Below are 14,702 nucleotides of genomic sequence, written 5' to 3' on the forward strand. Positions count from 1 at the left end.
CCCGTCGGCCGGCAGGCGGTCAGCGGGGGACGTGTAGGCCGTGGAACGCCATGGTGATGACGTCGTCGGCCAGCTTCTCCGGGGACAGCGAGCCGCCCGGCTTGTACCACTCGACGATCGAGTTGATGGTGCCGAACAGCAGCCGGGTGACGGTGCGGGGGTCAATGTCCTGGCGGAGCGAGCCCTCATCCCGTGCCTCGGAAATCAGTGCGGCGACCTTGTGGTCGAAGGTGCGGCGCCGTTCCAACGCATCCCGCTCGATCTCCGTGTTCCCGCGCAGGCGCAGCAGCAGCGTCACGAAGGGCAGCCGCTCCACCAGCACCGAGATGGTCTGGCGGACCACGAACTCCAGCCGCGCATCGGCCGAACCGGAGGTTGCCCCGGGCTGGTCCAGGATCGCCTCGAGCCCGCCCAGGGCGTGGTCAAGGGCGAGCTTCAGCAGGTCGCCCTTGGACGGGACGTGGTGGTAGATCGCGGACTTGGAGATGCCCAGGTTCTCAGCAAGGATACCCATCGAGGTGGCATCGTAGCCGTGGCGGTTGAAGACGTCGACGGCGATGACCAGCACCGACTGCTGGTCATAGCCGGGGCGGCCGCGCTTGGTGGTGGTTGCTGTGCTGGGCATAGTGGCTAGTTTCTCACGATCTGGTGCTCACTCAGCCCTTGGGGCGCATGTCGTAGATCCGGCGCAGCTTGCCGTTGGACCGCTCCAGCGAGCCGGGCTCGACGACGTCGACCGTGCAGGAGGAGCCGACGTGGATCTTGATCTGCTGCTGCAGGACTTTGGCCGCGGCCATGCCGCCCTCGACCGTGACGGCGTCGCGGCGCTCAATCTTGACGGTCATCTGGTCCATCCGGTGGCCCTCGGGCCGGGTGAGCTCCAGTTGGAAGTGCGGGCTGAGCTCCGGGATGCGCAGGGCGATCTCCTCGATCTGCGACGGGAACAGATTCACGCCCCGAAGGATGATCATGTCGTCGCTGCGGCCGGTGATGCGGCCCATGCGGCGGTGTGCCGGGCGTGCGGTGCCCGGCAGCAGCCGGGTGAGGTCCTTGGTGCGGTACCGGATGATCGGCAGGGCTTCCTTCGTGAGCGAGGTGAACACCAGCTCGCCCGGTTCGCCGTCGCCCAGCACCACGGTGGGGTCGAAGGCGTCGATGATCTCGGGCCGGAAGTGGTCCTCCCAGATGTGGCTGCCGTCCTGCGTTTCCACGCATTCACCGGCGACGCCCGGGCCCATGACCTCGGAGAGGCCGTAGATGTCGCAGGCCTTGAGGTTCATGGTGGTCTCAAGCTCGTGCCGCATTTCTTCGGTCCACGGCTCGGCGCCCAGGACCGCGTACTTCAGCGACGTGGAGGCCGGGTCGATGCCCTGCTTGATCATGGCGTCGGCAATGGTCAGCAGGTAGGTGGGGGTGGCCAGGATGGCGTCGGGCTTGAAGTCCTGGATGAGCGTGATCTGGCGCTCGGTCTGGCCGCCGGAGATCGGGATGACGGTGCAGCCGAGGGCCTCGGCGCCGGCGTGGGCGCCCATGCCGCCGGTGAACAGGCCATAGCCGTAAGCGTTGTGCACCTTCATGCCGGGCCGGACGCCGGAGGCGCGCAGCGAGCGGGCCACAAGCTTGGCCCAGTCGGCGAGGTCCTTCTTCGTGTAGCCCACCACGGTGGCGCGGCCCGTGGTGCCGGAGCTGGCGTGGATTCGGGCGACCTCGTGCTGCGGCACGGCGAACATGCCGAAGGGGTACTCGAGGCGGAGGTCCTCCTTGGTGGTAAAGGGGAACTTGCCGAGGTCGGAGAGTTCACGCAGGTCCGCCGGGTGGACGCCGGCCTCATCGAACTTGCGCTTGTACAGGGGGACGCGGTCATAGGCGTAGGCCACCGTGTGCTGCAGGCGGCTGAGCTGGAGGGCCTCGAGCTCGTCGCGGGAGATGGTCTCCTCGCGGTCGAGGACAGCGTCGGTTGTGGCGGCGGCAGTTTCTTGGGTCATCAGTGGTTCCCTGTTTCTATTTCTTGGAGATGGTGCGGCTGCGGCCGCGGAACTCGGCGATGAGTTCCCACGTAGGGGCGTCGGTAGCGGTATCGGTGGGGAGCTGGCCCGGAAGGGTTGCTGCGGGGGCCGCGCCGGCCGGTGCCGCCGCCGGGATGCCCGCGCCAGAGTCGGCGGCGTAGATCTGGATGTCGTACAGCCCGCTGCGTCCGGTGCTGGCGCGGCGGTTCGCGACGGCGGTCAGCACCTGTCCGCGGAAGGCGGGCTTCAGGAAGTTGATGTCGACGCCGGCAGCAACCGTGATGTTGGAGTCCTCGCCCGGGAGCGGGTTGGCCGGGTTGCAGGCGAGGGCGAAGGCGGTGTCGCCGAAGGCGAAGATCATTCCGCCGTGGGCCATGCCGAAGCCGTTGAGCATTTCCTGCCGGAGCGTCATGCGGATCGTGGCATGCCCGTCGTCCAGCGCCAGGACTTCGATGCCCATCCATTCCGAGGCGTAGTCGTCTTTCAGGATGGGGTGGGTGGCCCCGGAAACCGTCAGTTCAGCCATGCGTCGTTGCCTCCAGCTTTATTTACCGAATGTTCATTAGGTAATCCCATGTGGGTGCCCGCTGTCAAGGGGTGTAAGTATGCTGGGACACATGGCCAAAGGAATTTACGTCAGCGCGACCACCCCGGGCTCCGGCAAGTCCCTCATAGCGCTGGGGCTGGCGGACACCCTCCACCGGCACGCGGACCGGATCGGCTTCTTCAAGCCTGTGGTTCACGGCAACGACGCCGCGGCGGACCCGATGGTGGCGCTAATGAAGGCCCGGTTCGATCTTGATGACCAGCGCTGCCGCGGCGGCCTGACGTTTGCCGAGGTCCGCGGGCTGCTGGCCGAGGGAAACAGGGCCGAGATCGACGCCCGCTGCGTGGAGATCTTCGCCGAAATGTCCCGCCACTGCGACGTGGTGATTGTGGAGGGGACGGACCTCACCGGCCAGGATGCCGCCGTCGAATTCGACCTCAACGCTCGCCTCGCGAACAACCTGGCCGCCTCGATCGTCGCCGTGGTGGGCGCGAAGGGGCGGACCGTCGCGGAGGCTGCCGACGCCGTCGAGGTTGCCCGCAAGGAACTGGCGGCGGAACGCTGCAGCCTCCTGGCCATCATGGTGAACCGCGCCGACCCGGAGGACGTGGACGGGATCGTCGCCGCCGTGAAGCCCGGCGCGTCCGGCCGCCCCGTCTACGTCTTCCCCGAGCTGGACGACATCGCACGGCCCACCACCGGGGAGGTGGCCTCGGCCCTTGGGATCCGCCAGGTGGCCGGCCGGCAGGACATGGAACGCGACGTCCATTCCATCAAGGTGGCGGCGATGAACGTGGCCAACTTCCTGCACGTGCTCGACGACGGCGCCCTCGTGATCGTCCCGGGTGACCGTGCGGACGTGATGGTCGCGTGCCTCGCGTCGTCGTTCTCGCCGGAGTTTCCGGTGCCGTCGGCGCTCATCCTCACCGGCGGCCTGGCCCCGGACCCCAACATCTACTCGCTGCTGGCGCAGGCGCCATTCCCCGTGTTCGCGGCCCCGGACGATACCTACACCACCGCCAAACGGGTGTCCGAGGTCCGCAGCGAGATCTGGTCGGGGCACCGCCGCAAGGTGGCCTCGGCCGTGGGGCTGTGGGCTAAGCGCGTGGACGAGGCCGAGCTGGTGGAGCGGCTGCACCTGCCGCGGCTGGAGCGGATGACGCCGCTGCGGTTCCTGCACGACCTCATTGAGCGGGCCCGGCTGCAGCGCCGGCACATCGTCCTGCCCGAGGGGAACGACGTGCGGATCCTGCGGGCCGCCGAAATTCTGTACCGGCGGGACGTCTGCGACCTCACGATCCTGGGCAATGAGTCGGCGGTCCGGGAGCTGGCGTCCACCCAGGGCATCGACCTCTCCGGCATGAGCATCGTGGACCCCGCGACGTCAGAGCTGCGCCAGCAGTTTGCCCAGAAGTACGCGGAGCTGCGGGCGCACAAGGGCGTGGACCTGGCCCGGGCGCTGGAAGTCATGCTCGACGGCAGCTACTTCGGCACCATGATGGTGCAGCTCGGCGTGGTGGACGGCATGGTGTCCGGCGCCGCGCACACCACGGCCCACACCATCCGTCCCGCGCTGGAGTTCGTCAAGACCCGGGACGGCGTCAAGATCGTCTCCTCGGTGTTCCTGATGCTGATGCCGGACCGGGTGCTGGTATACGGCGACTGCGCGGTCAACCCTGACCCGAACGCGGAGCAGCTGGCGGATATCGCGCTGGCCTCAGCCGAGACCGCAGCCCAGTTCGGCGTGGAGCCGCGGGTGGCCATGCTGTCCTACTCCACCGGCGGATCCGGGACCGGGGAAGCAGTGGACAAAGTCCGGCAGGCCACCGAAGTCGTGAAGGACCGCCGCCCGGATCTCGCCGTTGAAGGCCCCATCCAGTACGACGCCGCCGTCGACGCCGCCATCGCCGCGTCCAAGATGCCGGGCTCGTCCGTGGCAGGGCAGGCCACAGTGTTCATCTTCCCGGACCTGAACACCGGCAACAACACCTACAAGGCAGTGCAGCAGTCCTCCGGTGCGGTCGCCGTCGGGCCGGTCCTGCAGGGGCTCCGGAAGCCCGTTAACGACCTCTCGCGCGGCTGCACGGTGGAGGACATCGTGAACACGGTGGCCATCACCGCCGTGCAGGCCCAGTCCGTGGAGCCCGTTACCGAGCCGGAACCTGCGGCCGCCCGCGCATAGTCAGCTGTCTTCTGCGCAGCTGTTCCGGCTCAGCTGTTTTCCGGCTTCGCCGGACTTTCGGGGTCTTCCTCCTTGGCGGGCTCATCGGCCAGGCCCGCCGGCGTGAGATCCAGGTTCTCCAGATTCTCGGGGGCCTCGGGCGCTTCGCCGACCTCGGCGGCCTTGGGGTTTCCTGTGTCGTCCAGGGCCGGGTTCGCGCCGACGACGCCGGTGGGATCAGGTTTACCTGAACCGCTGGCGGGTTCGGTGCCCGCTGGTTCGGTGCCTTCCGGCTGGGTCGCGTCGTCAGTCATGGAAATCCCCTTCGTGAGTTGTCCAGTTGGTCCGCCGACTCTAGGCGCCCGGCCCGGCTTTCGCAACGGACTGGCTTTCGCAACGGATGGGCGCCACTGGCGTTCCGGCAATTTGGTCCGGCAATTTATAGTGGATCCCACGGAGCGCTCGGCCAGGCTCCGGCGTGATGCCAGTCCCGGCGCACCCTCGGGTAGCGTCGAAGCCAAGGCTTAGGAGGCCCCATGCTCGTGCTCGTCATCAACTCCGGCTCGTCCTCGCTCAAGTACCAGGTGCGCGACGTCGAGGCCGGCAGCGTGCTCACCGAAGGCCTGGTCGAGAAGATCGGCATGGGTGCCGGCGGTGAGGGCGACGGCCAGATCGAGGGCCCGCGCGACCACGCCGAGGCGCTGGAGCAGGTGGACGCGGCCATCCACGACGCCCTGGGGGACCGCGTACTGGATGCCGTCGGCCACCGCGTAGTGCACGGCGGGGAGCGCTTCGCCGAGCCGGTGCTGGTCAACAACGAGATCACCCGGGCCATTGAGCGGCTGAACCCGCTCGCCCCGCTGCACAACCCCGCCAACGTCCTTGGCATCCGCGCGATCTCGAAGAAGTGGCCCGAACTGCCGCAGGTGGCCGTGTTCGACACCGCCTTCCACCGCACCCTGCCCGAGCACGCCTGGCGCTATGCGGTGCCGGACGAGCTCTACACGAACCACGGGATCCGCCGCTACGGCTTCCACGGCACCTCGCACGAATACGTCGCGCACCGGGCCGCGGCGCTGCTGGACGTTCCGGTCGAGGAGTTCGACGCCGTGATCGCCCACCTGGGGAACGGCGCCTCGGTCACCGCGATCCGGGGCGGTCAGTCAATCGACACGTCCATGGGATTCACGCCCCTCGAGGGCCTCGTCATGGGCACCCGCTCCGGCGACCTCGACCCGTCCATCCTGGTCTTCCTCGGCAGGAACGGTTGGTCACCCGAGGACCTTGATTCGATGCTGAACCGGCAGTCCGGGCTCAAAGGCCTGGCCGGCAACAACGACATGCGCTCCGTGGTGGAGGCCGCGGAAGCCGGCGATGCCAAGGCGGCCATGGCCCTGGCGGTCGCCTCCTACCGGCTCGCGAAGTACATCGGCGGCTACCACGTGGCCGTGGGCGGCGCGAAGGCCCTTGTGTTCACGGCCGGAATCGGCGAGAACTCGTACCAGTTCCGGAACCTGGTGGCGCAGCGGCTCGGTGCCCTCGGCGTCGAACTCGACGCCGGGCTGAACCGGGAGCGGTCCAGGGAACCCCGCGTCATTTCCACCCCGACGTCGGCCCTGCCGGTCCTTGTGGTCCCCACCGACGAGGAACGGGCGATCGCGGAGGCAACAGCCGCCGTCGTCGCGCAGGCATCCGTTGCTCCGTAACCGCCCTTTTGGCCGCGCAAAACGGCGCTTCCGGAGCAACGGATGGGTAGCGTTGGGGACATGAATGAACCCAAGCCACTGCCTCTGCTGCCCATCCGCACCGAGCGGCTGGTGCTGCGGCGTTTTGCAGCCGCCGACCTCGATGCCTTCCATGCCTACCACTCGCTCCCGGAAACCGCCCGGTTCCTGCCCCGTGAGGCCAAGAACTACACCCAGTCGATGGAAACGGTGGGACGGTACGCCAACTTCGAGTTCGAGAAGGAGGGCGACTGGGTGGCCCTCGCCATTGAGGCCCAGGATTCGCCCGGCCTCCTCGGCGAGGTGGTGCTGAAGTGGCTGGAGGGGTGCGGGCAGGCCGAGATCGGCTGGAGCCTGGCTCCGGAGGCGCGGGGACGGGGCATCGCGAGCGAGGCCGCCCGGGCGCTGCTGAAGCTCGGCTTTGAGGACCTGGGCTTCCACCGCATCGACGCCAAGCTCGATGCCCTGAACACGGCCTCGGCGGCGCTTTGTGAACGGCTCGGCATGCGCCTGGAATCACGGCAGGTGGACAAATGGCACTACAAGGGCGAATGGGCCACGGAGGTGGTGTACGCCATCCTCGCGGACGAGTGGAAGGCCCGCTGACCGGGCCCGGCACTTGAACTCGCGCAACTCCGCCTGGTGCAGCGCAGCTGCCGACTCAACCATCGGCCTCAAGCTCAACCACGGGCCTCAGGTGCCGGACGAACCAGGTTCATAGGTCCCGTACGTCGGAAGCCCTGCCGACTCATAGACAAGAATCGCGAGTCCGCCCGGCGTCGCCTCATTGCGGACCAGACGCAGGCCCGCCGGGGCGCCTCCGGCCGGAAACAGTTGCCTGCCGTTACCCACCACCACAGGGGCGATCACCAGCCTCAGTTCGTCGATCAGCCCCTTGCCCAGCAGCGACTGGGCCAGCCGGGCACTCCCGTGGATCTGCAACTCCCGGCCGGGCTGCCTCTTCAACTCAGCGACCTGTGCGGGGACGTCCCCGGACAGGATGGTCGTCGGCGCCCAACCGGCCTGCGCCAGGCTCTGCGAGGCAACGTACTTCGGCAAACCGTTCATCTTTTCCGAGAACGGATCATCAGGGTCCGTGATTCTCGGCCAGTCCCTCGCAAGGTGACGTAGGTCCGGCGGCCGAACAGCAACGCATCCGCCTCACCCAGCCAGTCCGCCGCCTGCTGGATGAATTCTTCGTCAAGGTAGGGGACGAACCAACCTCCTCGTGAGAAGCCGTCGCTGGTATCCTCATCGGGCGATCCAGGACCCTGCGCCACGCCGTCCAATGTGAGGAACTCTGTCAGCGTTAGTCTCATCGTGTTGCCTCTCCGTCGGCGAATGGGCCACGGAAATGGTGTACACCCTCCTCACGGATGAAGGGAAGGCCCGCTGACCTGGTCCTGGGGACCCAGACGGTCTGACACGTTCGGCCGGAAGGAGAGATCCTTCCGGCCGAACGTGTTCCACGGGTGCGCGCCTACGGAGCCGGCGGGGCGGTTCCTGCGGGCACGGGCGTGACCGCCCCCGCTGCGGGCGCCGTGGAACCGGCAGGCGCCGGTGCCGCGGGCTGCGTCAGTTGCTGCCCTGCCGGCTCCGTGGCACCGGATCCCGGGGCGGGACCGGACGACGTCGTACCGTCACTCGGCGCCGTGGCTCCCGTGGGTCCCGGGGCCGGGGCCGGGGCCCGCGTGCTGCCGGGTGTGGTTTCGGCAGTGGCTCCCGACGTCGTACCAGGCGAGGCGCCGGAGGTTGCGCCTGGAGTGGCGCCGGAGGTTGCGCCCGGCGTCGGCGCTGTGCCAGCGGACCCGGCTGGGGTGGCGTTCGGATCGGCCTTGATGACCGCCATGATCTGTTCCTTGTACGCGCTGAGCCGGCCCTGGATCTCCGAGAGTGGCTGGTTCCGCAGGTCCTTGCCGTAGGCGGCGATCTCCTGCCACAGCGCGTTGAGCTTGGCCGTGCCGTCGCTGCTCAGGGGCCCATCCAGGGTCAGGACAAGTTGGCTGGCCAGGGCGTACGTCAGGCACCGGACGCAGTTATAGTTCGCCGACGCCGAGAGATTTTCCGGAACGATCACATCGGTCTGTCCCACAATCAGGACCACCTGGAAGCCCACCGCCACGGCGGCGCAGTCCGCGCAGCTGGCAAACGCGTAGGCCTCATTCCGTGTGTCCACGGTGTCACCGTCCTCGGCCCAGACCAGGGCGAAGGCGACGTCGTAGACCACGGAACCGTCAGTGGTGTTGACCGCGAGCGACTGGTTGCCGTCGTCCTCCGGAGCGGCCGGCTTGTCGAAGGGGAAGACCCAGGAAGGGGCAGCCGGCGCCCCCGCGGGGCCGGCCGTGCCGGACTGCCGGGGCACCAGGACCATGCTCAGCTGCGGGTCCTCGCGTGTGGGCCGCCGGGCGCCCTCCGGCCACAGGGCAACGGTCGTTCCCGACTGGCCCTCGGCCATCCGGGACGCGGCGGAGGCCGGGAAGACGGCGGTGGTGGCGTCGGCCAGGGTGCCGCGCTCGTAGGGCTGGACCGGGCGGTAGGTGTCAGCTCCCGGCCACCAGGCCCAGGCGAGGCCCGCCGCCACCGCCGCGATCGCAACGACGGCGGTGGCACGCTGGAGGGCCTTGCCGCGGGTCTTGCGCCACAGGCCGGTGGCCAGCTGGCGGACCAGGCGCAACAGGATGTAGAAGATGCCCAGCACCGGCAGCGCCAGGCAGGCTATCGCGATCACCCGGACGGCGGCGTCGGCGAGGTCCCCGGTGGCGACGCTGTGGGAAAGCATCGCCTGCTGCTTCAGGCCGTTGTCCCAGGCAGTGCCCAGGACGCGCGGCAGGGTGAGCACCATGGTGGCCATGCTGAAGAGCAGCAGGGGGACCGTGACCAGCACCCAGATGGTGACCACGGCCCGCGCCCAGGGCTTCAGGAGCCCGGCTTCGGGATCGGTCTTTCGCCACGGCACCAGGGCCAGCAGCGTGGGCTTGATGCGCTGGAACAGGTCCGGGACACCGGTAGCGTCGGCCAGGATATGGTAGCCGTCGAAGCGGACCAGTGGCATCAGCTGCCGGACCATCTGCAGGATCTGGGTGACCACCACCAGCAGCAGCGCATCGAAGCCGGTGGCCCACCAGATGCCCATGATCGCGACGGCCACGATGGCGTTGAAGTACAGTCCGCCCAGGTCCGTGCGCAGCCGGCCGCCGCGCCCCAGCCGGTAGGAATCCGTGACGTCGGTATAGAAGGCCGGCCACATCAGATACAGGCCGGTCCCCATGGCGCCGGGGGTGGCCCCGCCGCGGCGGGCGGCGGCGGCGTGGCCGAACTCATGAAAACCGGCCGAGAGCACCGTGACCAGCAGGATCAGAAGCACCAGGCCGGGGTTGGCAAAGGCCTCATGCGTTGCCGATGCCAGACCCTTGACCATCAGCACCCACCAGCACGTGGCCAGGAAGGCCGCAGTCACGGCCACCACGATCAAGGGGTTGAACAGCGTGGCGAACGGCGCGGTGATCTTCCGGGTGCGGTCCGGATCGGTCACCGAGTACCGGAAGCGCATACCCAGCAGCGGGTTCGATTTCTTTACCGCGGGCTCGGAGCCGTCCGCCAGTTGCAGGAGGCCGAGGGGGAGCAGCTGGGAAGTGATCAGGGTGCGGACGTTCTCGGCACTGACGAGCCGTCCGAAACTGTCACTGGCGTGCCCGGCGATTTCTTCCAGGCCCCGCTCGCCGTCGATCGCCTCGAGCACCAGGTACAGCAGTCGGGTGAGCTGGATGGTCTGGCCGTCGGAACGGCGCGCGAGGGACGGGGCTTCCTTGTAACCGGATCCCTTCGCCTCGCCGATCAGCTGGACTCCGGCGGCCCGCACGGGAACCGGCTGCAGGCCGACCGCGGCGGACGACGGCGGGCCGGCAGCGTCGCCGCGTGCGCTGGCGTCGGGCAATGTGGCGGCGGTTGTGGCGCCGCCGGTGGCAGGCAGGGCCGGAGGGCCGTCCTGACCGGACGGCCCTCCGTGCACAGTGCTCATCTAGGTGCTACTGCTTCAGGTCGGACTGCTGGTCAGCCGACGCCGTAGCGTCGCCATGGATGTCCTGGTTGATGATGGCATCCTGCTGGGCGACGGCGAACGCGTTGCTGTCGATGGAGCCGATGTTGGCGCCGACGGCGGCGTCGATCGGCGCGGCCACGTTGGCGTTGGCGGCCACCGCACCATTGATCGGTGCCGCGATGCCGGCGTTGGCGTCCAGGTTCACATCGACGTTGAGCAGGTTGCCGCTGAGGGCACCCGCGGCGCCGGCGGCGGCTCCCGCGTCCGTCGGCAGCGCACCGCCCAGGTCCGGGGCCGTGCCATCCGGCAATACGCCGGTGGCATCGGCGGGTACCGTGCCGGCCGGTACAGCGCCGCCGAGATCGGCCGTGGCAGCAGGCGTGACCGGATCCGTGGCAACGGGCGCTGCGGCGGGATCCGCCGTGGTTCCAGCATCCGCACCGGTGCCCTGGTCGATGACACTGTCCTGGGTGGAGTCTGCCGTGGCATCGCCCGTGACGCCCTGGTTGATAATGGTGCCCTGGTCGGCGAGGGCCTGGGACTCAGACCCGAAAGAGAGCACGTTTGCCGAGGCAGCCGCGTCAATCGGGGCGGCCACGTTGGCGTTGGCCGCGATGCCGAGGTCGATCGGCGCCGCGGCGCTGATCCCGAGGTTCAGGTCGGCGTTCAGGTCCAGGACGGAGGCGACTTCCTTGTCCGGAAGGGCTGTGCCGCCCTGCGCCATCAGCTCATCATCAGTCAACGGGGTCATTCCCTGCTCAACGCTCATAACAAACTCCATCTCCGGCACCCAGTGCCCGGTCAAAGCCCTACGACGCCCCGCCCCCAGCGGACGGGTTCCACGTCGAAGTGCCCATCATGCCAGTAAATAGTAAGCATGATGACCAAATATCGGTAGCGGGCTCCCGGATTAACGCCGGAAAGCCAGCTGACCGGCCGGAAAACGCACCGATTGCTCCGTAAGTGCCCTAATGGAGGTCCAAAAGGGCGCCTACGGAGCAATCGGTGGGGTTCTTACTTCAGTCCGGCTCCCGGCAGCAGTTCGGTGGCGCCGAGGGAGTCGGCGACGAACGCGTAGTCCCAGGCCCGTTCGCGCCACTGCACGTATCGGCCCGAGGCGCCGCCGTGGCCGCCTTCCATCTCGATCTTCAGGACGACCGGTTCGCTGCCGGTGTTCACCTCGCGCAGCCGCTGGACCCATTTGGCCGGCTCCACGTAGAGCACGCGGGTGTCGTTGAAGCTGGTGACCGCGGCGATCTTCGGGTACGCCACGGCGCGGACGTTCTCGTAGGGTGTGTACGACTTCATGTATGCGTACACGTCCGGGTCGGTGATCGGATTGCCCCATTCCTCCCACTCCAGCGCCGAGAGCGGCAGTTCGGGGTCCAGGATGGTGGTCAGTGCGTCCACGAACGGGACGGCGGCAACAATCGCCGCATACTTTTCCGGCGCCAGGTTGGCGACCGCGCCCATCAGCAGGCCGCCGGCGGAGCCGCCCATCGCCGCGATCCGGTCCGGGTTCACCCAGCCGGAACCGGCGAGCCAGTCCGTGGCCGCGATGAAATCGGTGAACGTGTTCTTCTTGTGCAGCTTCTTGCCGTCGTCGTACCAGTGCCGGCCGAGCTCGCCGCCGCCGCGGATGTGCGCGATCACGAACACGATGCCCCGGTCCAGCAGGGACAGCCGGGGGATCCCGAAGCCCGGATCCATGCTCATTTCGTAGGAGCCGTAGCCGTACACCAGGCCGGCCGCTGTCGAATCCTGCCGGACGGAGGCGTGGCGCAGGACCGAGAGCGGAATCCGGGTCCCGTCGGACGCCACCGCCCATTCCCGGGTGGCGACGTAGTCCGACGGCGAGTAGCCGCCCAGCACCGGGCTCTCCTTGCGCAGCAGCAGTTCACCGCCCGGTTGCTCCGGGGTGGGCAGCACGAAGTCGTAGACCCGTGACGGAGTGAAGTAGGAGGTGTAGCCCATCCGGATCACGGGCGCCTCGTAGTCGGAGCCTGCAACGCCAGCCGTGTACAGCTCCTCGTCGAATGCAGGTTCCACTGCGGCGCCCTGCTCCGGGGTGCCCAGTCCGGCCAGGGGCAGGACCTGGACCCGTTCGATGGTGTCCTTGCGCACCGAGACCACCGCGTGGCTCGACGTGACGCCGGCGCCGTTGACCCGGACCTGGTCGGAATGGGCGACGACGGTGTCCCAGTGCTGCTCGCCGAGCGGCTTCGCGAGCTCGGCCGGGTCCACCAGCGAGACCATGGAATTGATGGCGTCCTTGTTGTGCGTAAGCAGGATCCGCTCCTGGCCCCGGCCCGAGGCATCCGCCAGCAGGAACGGCTCGGCCTCGTACAGGATGCGCTCGTCGCGGGAGATCACGGTGCGCAGTCCGGCGTCGAGGTCATCAAAGCGCAGCAGGCGGGTCTCGCTGAACTCGGAGCAGCCGATGCTGAGCACCAGGTACCGCCGGTCGGCCGAGAGCTCGAAGCCGAGCCACATGGCGACGTCGTCCTCCTGGTAGATGACCGTGTCCTCGCCGACGGGTGTGCCGAGCACGTGGGACTTGACCTGGTACGGCCGCCAGGAATCGTCCACCACGGTATAGAAGATCCGGCTGCCGTCGGGGGAGAAGGAGATGCCGTAGAAGACGTTCTCGATCACGTCCGGCAACAACGCGCCGGTGCCCAGGTCCTTGATGCGCAGCGTGAAGCGCTCGTCGCCGGCGTTGTCCACGGCGTAGGCATAGAGGGTGCCGTCGATGGTCGTGGCGGCGCCGCCCACGGCGAAGAACGGCTTGCCCTCGGCCTCGAGGTTGCCATCGAGGAGGATCTCCTCACCGGGGATGACGACCCCGGCCTCCACGGCCGGGGGAGTCCAGTCCGCGACGCGGTCCCCGGTGTCCTGGCCGCGCACGCGGCAGTGGATGCCGTACTCCTTGCCCTCGACCGAGCGGGTGAAATACCACCAGCCGTCCTTGCGGTTCGGAACGGAAAGGTCAGTTTCCTGGGTGCGGCCCTTGATTTCCTGGAAGATCGCCTCGCGCATCGGCTCCTGGTGCGCGGTCAAGGCCTCCTGGTAGGCGTTTTCCGCCTTGAGCAGGTCCACGACCTCTGCGGAGTCCTTCTCCCGCAGCCATTCGTAGTTGTCCTCGAATGCGTCGCCGTGGTGGGTGCGCACCGAGGGAACTTTTCGGGCGACTGGGGGCTGTGGGGACGGCTGGGCGGGAGTCTGGGTCATGGACCCAATCTACAGAAGAGCGGCGCCTCAATTGCCGTTCTGCAAATTGTTGGCCGCCACGTAGCGGGCAAGCGTTCCCGAGCCCAGCGCGGCGGAGACCGCGGCGGTCGCGGCAGGGTTCTGCAGGACAATCGACTGGCCGTCCCGACTGAACCCTGTGCCGGCGGTCGGCAGGGTGAAGAACACGCCACGGCCCGGCGGTGTCTGCCGGAGGCTGAAGCCGAGGTTTTCCAGCGACTTCAGGGTGAAGCTTGCATCCAGGGTCACGTGCGGCAGCACCGTGGTGATGAGTTTTCGGACGGTGCCGCGGTCCGCCAGGCTTCCTTCGGAAGCCATCTTGGCCATCATGGCCTTCAAGAAAGTCTGCTGGTTCCGGACCCGCTGGTAGTCGCCATCGGCGAAGGCATGCCGCTCGCGGACAAAGGCCAGGGCCTGCAGCCCGTTGAGGTGGTTCACGCCCGCCCGAAAATGCACCTTGTCATCCGCGGTGCCGGTGAATGACTGCTTGATGTTGACGTCGACACCGCCGAGCGCGTCTGTCATGGCCGCGAACCCTTGGAAATCCAGCATCACCGTGTGGTCGATGTGCGCGCCCAGCAGCACCTCCACGGTTTTCGTCATCAGCGGCAGGCCGCCCAGTTCCAGCGCGGCGTTCACTTTCGCGGATCCGTGGCCGGGGATGTCGACCCAAAGGTCGCGCATGATCGAGATGCCGTAGACGCTCTTCCGGTCCGCCGGGAGGTGGATCAGCACGAGGGCGTCCCCGCGCTGGTCGGAGGTGGTGCCGTTGGCCGCCGCCGCCCGCTCATTCACCCGGCTGTCGCTCCCGATCAGCAGGATGTTGAGGGCGACGGCGGGTGGTTCCGGCGTGGGCGTGGGGCTGGGCGCCGGCGTCGGCGGGGGACTGGCCGCCGTCGCAGGAGCGGCAGCCGGGGCAGCGGCAGGCGCCGTGGCTCCGGCCGGGCCCCCGGGCCGCGGCCCGGTGAGAACGTAC

The 14,702-nt window shown here is 68.3% G+C and carries 13 protein-coding genes; 3 read left to right on the forward strand and 10 right to left on the reverse strand.

Annotated features, from left to right (window positions below):
* Positions 1 to 19: 19 nt before the first annotated feature.
* Genes AC1DZV_RS04390 through AC1DZV_RS04400 form a run of 3 tightly spaced genes read right to left on the reverse strand, consistent with a single transcriptional unit; the run spans position 20 to position 2,532 of the window.
* Positions 20 to 625, reverse strand: coding sequence for a TetR/AcrR family transcriptional regulator (locus tag AC1DZV_RS04390; protein ID WP_028276376.1), 606 nt, complete (start codon positions 623 to 625; stop codon positions 20 to 22).
* 31 nt (positions 626 to 656) lie between these two features.
* Positions 657 to 1,985, reverse strand: coding sequence for a phenylacetate--CoA ligase PaaK (gene paaK / locus AC1DZV_RS04395; RefSeq protein ID WP_476953053.1), 1,329 nt, complete (start codon positions 1,983 to 1,985; stop codon positions 657 to 659).
* Positions 1,986 to 2,001: 16 nt separating this feature from the next.
* Complete coding sequence (locus tag AC1DZV_RS04400; protein WP_476953054.1) at positions 2,002 to 2,532, reverse strand: hotdog fold thioesterase; 531 nt, start codon at positions 2,530 to 2,532, stop codon at positions 2,002 to 2,004.
* A gap of 91 nt (positions 2,533 to 2,623) precedes the next feature.
* Between AC1DZV_RS04400 and pta the strand changes: the two genes are divergently transcribed.
* Positions 2,624 to 4,735, forward strand: coding sequence for a phosphate acetyltransferase (pta, locus tag AC1DZV_RS04405; RefSeq protein WP_476953055.1), 2,112 nt, complete (start codon positions 2,624 to 2,626; stop codon positions 4,733 to 4,735).
* A gap of 29 nt (positions 4,736 to 4,764) precedes the next feature.
* Here pta and AC1DZV_RS04410 read toward each other — a convergent pair whose 3' ends face one another.
* Positions 4,765 to 5,028 carry a hypothetical protein gene (locus AC1DZV_RS04410; protein ID WP_476953056.1) on the reverse strand — a complete coding sequence of 88 codons (264 nt, stop codon included), beginning with the start codon at positions 5,026 to 5,028 and terminating at the stop codon, positions 4,765 to 4,767.
* Positions 5,029 to 5,250: 222 nt separating this feature from the next.
* On the opposite strand from AC1DZV_RS04410, the gene AC1DZV_RS04415 reads away from it, so the two are divergent.
* Both AC1DZV_RS04415 and AC1DZV_RS04420 read left to right on the forward strand, forming a co-directional pair.
* Positions 5,251 to 6,420, forward strand: coding sequence for an acetate kinase (locus AC1DZV_RS04415; protein WP_476953057.1), 1,170 nt, complete (start codon positions 5,251 to 5,253; stop codon positions 6,418 to 6,420).
* Between the two features lie 60 nt (positions 6,421 to 6,480).
* A complete protein-coding gene (locus tag AC1DZV_RS04420; RefSeq protein ID WP_476953058.1) occupies positions 6,481 to 7,044 on the forward strand; it encodes a GNAT family N-acetyltransferase in 564 nt (187 codons plus the stop codon).
* Positions 7,045 to 7,131: 87 nt separating this feature from the next.
* Here the strand turns inward: AC1DZV_RS04420 and AC1DZV_RS04425 are convergent, their stop codons facing one another.
* From AC1DZV_RS04425 to AC1DZV_RS04450, 6 genes are all read right to left on the reverse strand, one after another.
* Positions 7,132 to 7,506: a dihydrofolate reductase family protein gene (locus AC1DZV_RS04425; RefSeq protein ID WP_476953059.1), complete on the reverse strand. Its 375-nt coding sequence runs from the start codon at positions 7,504 to 7,506 to the stop codon at positions 7,132 to 7,134.
* A complete protein-coding gene (locus AC1DZV_RS04430; RefSeq protein ID WP_476953060.1) occupies positions 7,503 to 7,757 on the reverse strand; it encodes a hypothetical protein in 255 nt (84 codons plus the stop codon). The genes AC1DZV_RS04425 and AC1DZV_RS04430 overlap by 4 nt, the downstream gene beginning before the upstream one ends.
* A gap of 161 nt (positions 7,758 to 7,918) precedes the next feature.
* Positions 7,919 to 10,456, reverse strand: coding sequence for a hypothetical protein (locus tag AC1DZV_RS04435; RefSeq protein WP_476953061.1), 2,538 nt, complete (start codon positions 10,454 to 10,456; stop codon positions 7,919 to 7,921).
* Positions 10,457 to 10,463: 7 nt separating this feature from the next.
* Positions 10,464 to 11,246: a peptidoglycan-binding protein gene (locus tag AC1DZV_RS04440; RefSeq protein ID WP_476953062.1), complete on the reverse strand. Its 783-nt coding sequence runs from the start codon at positions 11,244 to 11,246 to the stop codon at positions 10,464 to 10,466.
* A gap of 245 nt (positions 11,247 to 11,491) precedes the next feature.
* Positions 11,492 to 13,708: a S9 family peptidase gene (locus tag AC1DZV_RS04445; protein ID WP_476953063.1), complete on the reverse strand. Its 2,217-nt coding sequence runs from the start codon at positions 13,706 to 13,708 to the stop codon at positions 11,492 to 11,494.
* Positions 13,709 to 13,735: 27 nt separating this feature from the next.
* On the reverse strand, positions 13,736 to 14,702 hold a 967-nt coding region (locus AC1DZV_RS04450), incomplete at its 5' end, for an LCP family protein (protein ID WP_476953064.1).

It is taken from the genome of Arthrobacter sp. P1_D12 (assembly GCF_056406175.1).

What these genes read in the sequence shown, in the direction of transcription:
- AC1DZV_RS04420 (WP_476953058.1), top strand. Translation starts at nt 6,481, where the DNA reads ATGAATGAACCCAAGCCACTGCCTCTGCTGCCCATCCGCACCGAGCGG.
- AC1DZV_RS04435 (WP_476953061.1), bottom strand. Translation starts at nt 10,456, where the DNA reads ATGAGCACTGTGCACGGAGGGCCGTCCGGTCAGGACGGCCCTCCGGCC.
- AC1DZV_RS04400 (WP_476953054.1), bottom strand. Translation starts at nt 2,532, where the DNA reads ATGGCTGAACTGACGGTTTCCGGGGCCACCCACCCCATCCTGAAAGAC.
- AC1DZV_RS04390 (WP_028276376.1), bottom strand. Translation starts at nt 625, where the DNA reads ATGCCCAGCACAGCAACCACCACCAAGCGCGGCCGCCCCGGCTATGAC.
- AC1DZV_RS04425 (WP_476953059.1), bottom strand. Translation starts at nt 7,506, where the DNA reads ATGAACGGTTTGCCGAAGTACGTTGCCTCGCAGAGCCTGGCGCAGGCC.
- pta (WP_476953055.1), top strand. Translation starts at nt 2,624, where the DNA reads ATGGCCAAAGGAATTTACGTCAGCGCGACCACCCCGGGCTCCGGCAAG.
- paaK (WP_476953053.1), bottom strand. Translation starts at nt 1,985, where the DNA reads ATGACCCAAGAAACTGCCGCCGCCACAACCGACGCTGTCCTCGACCGC.
- AC1DZV_RS04430 (WP_476953060.1), bottom strand. Translation starts at nt 7,757, where the DNA reads ATGAGACTAACGCTGACAGAGTTCCTCACATTGGACGGCGTGGCGCAG.
- AC1DZV_RS04440 (WP_476953062.1), bottom strand. Translation starts at nt 11,246, where the DNA reads ATGAGCGTTGAGCAGGGAATGACCCCGTTGACTGATGATGAGCTGATG.
- AC1DZV_RS04410 (WP_476953056.1), bottom strand. Translation starts at nt 5,028, where the DNA reads ATGACTGACGACGCGACCCAGCCGGAAGGCACCGAACCAGCGGGCACC.
- AC1DZV_RS04445 (WP_476953063.1), bottom strand. Translation starts at nt 13,708, where the DNA reads ATGACCCAGACTCCCGCCCAGCCGTCCCCACAGCCCCCAGTCGCCCGA.
- AC1DZV_RS04415 (WP_476953057.1), top strand. Translation starts at nt 5,251, where the DNA reads ATGCTCGTGCTCGTCATCAACTCCGGCTCGTCCTCGCTCAAGTACCAG.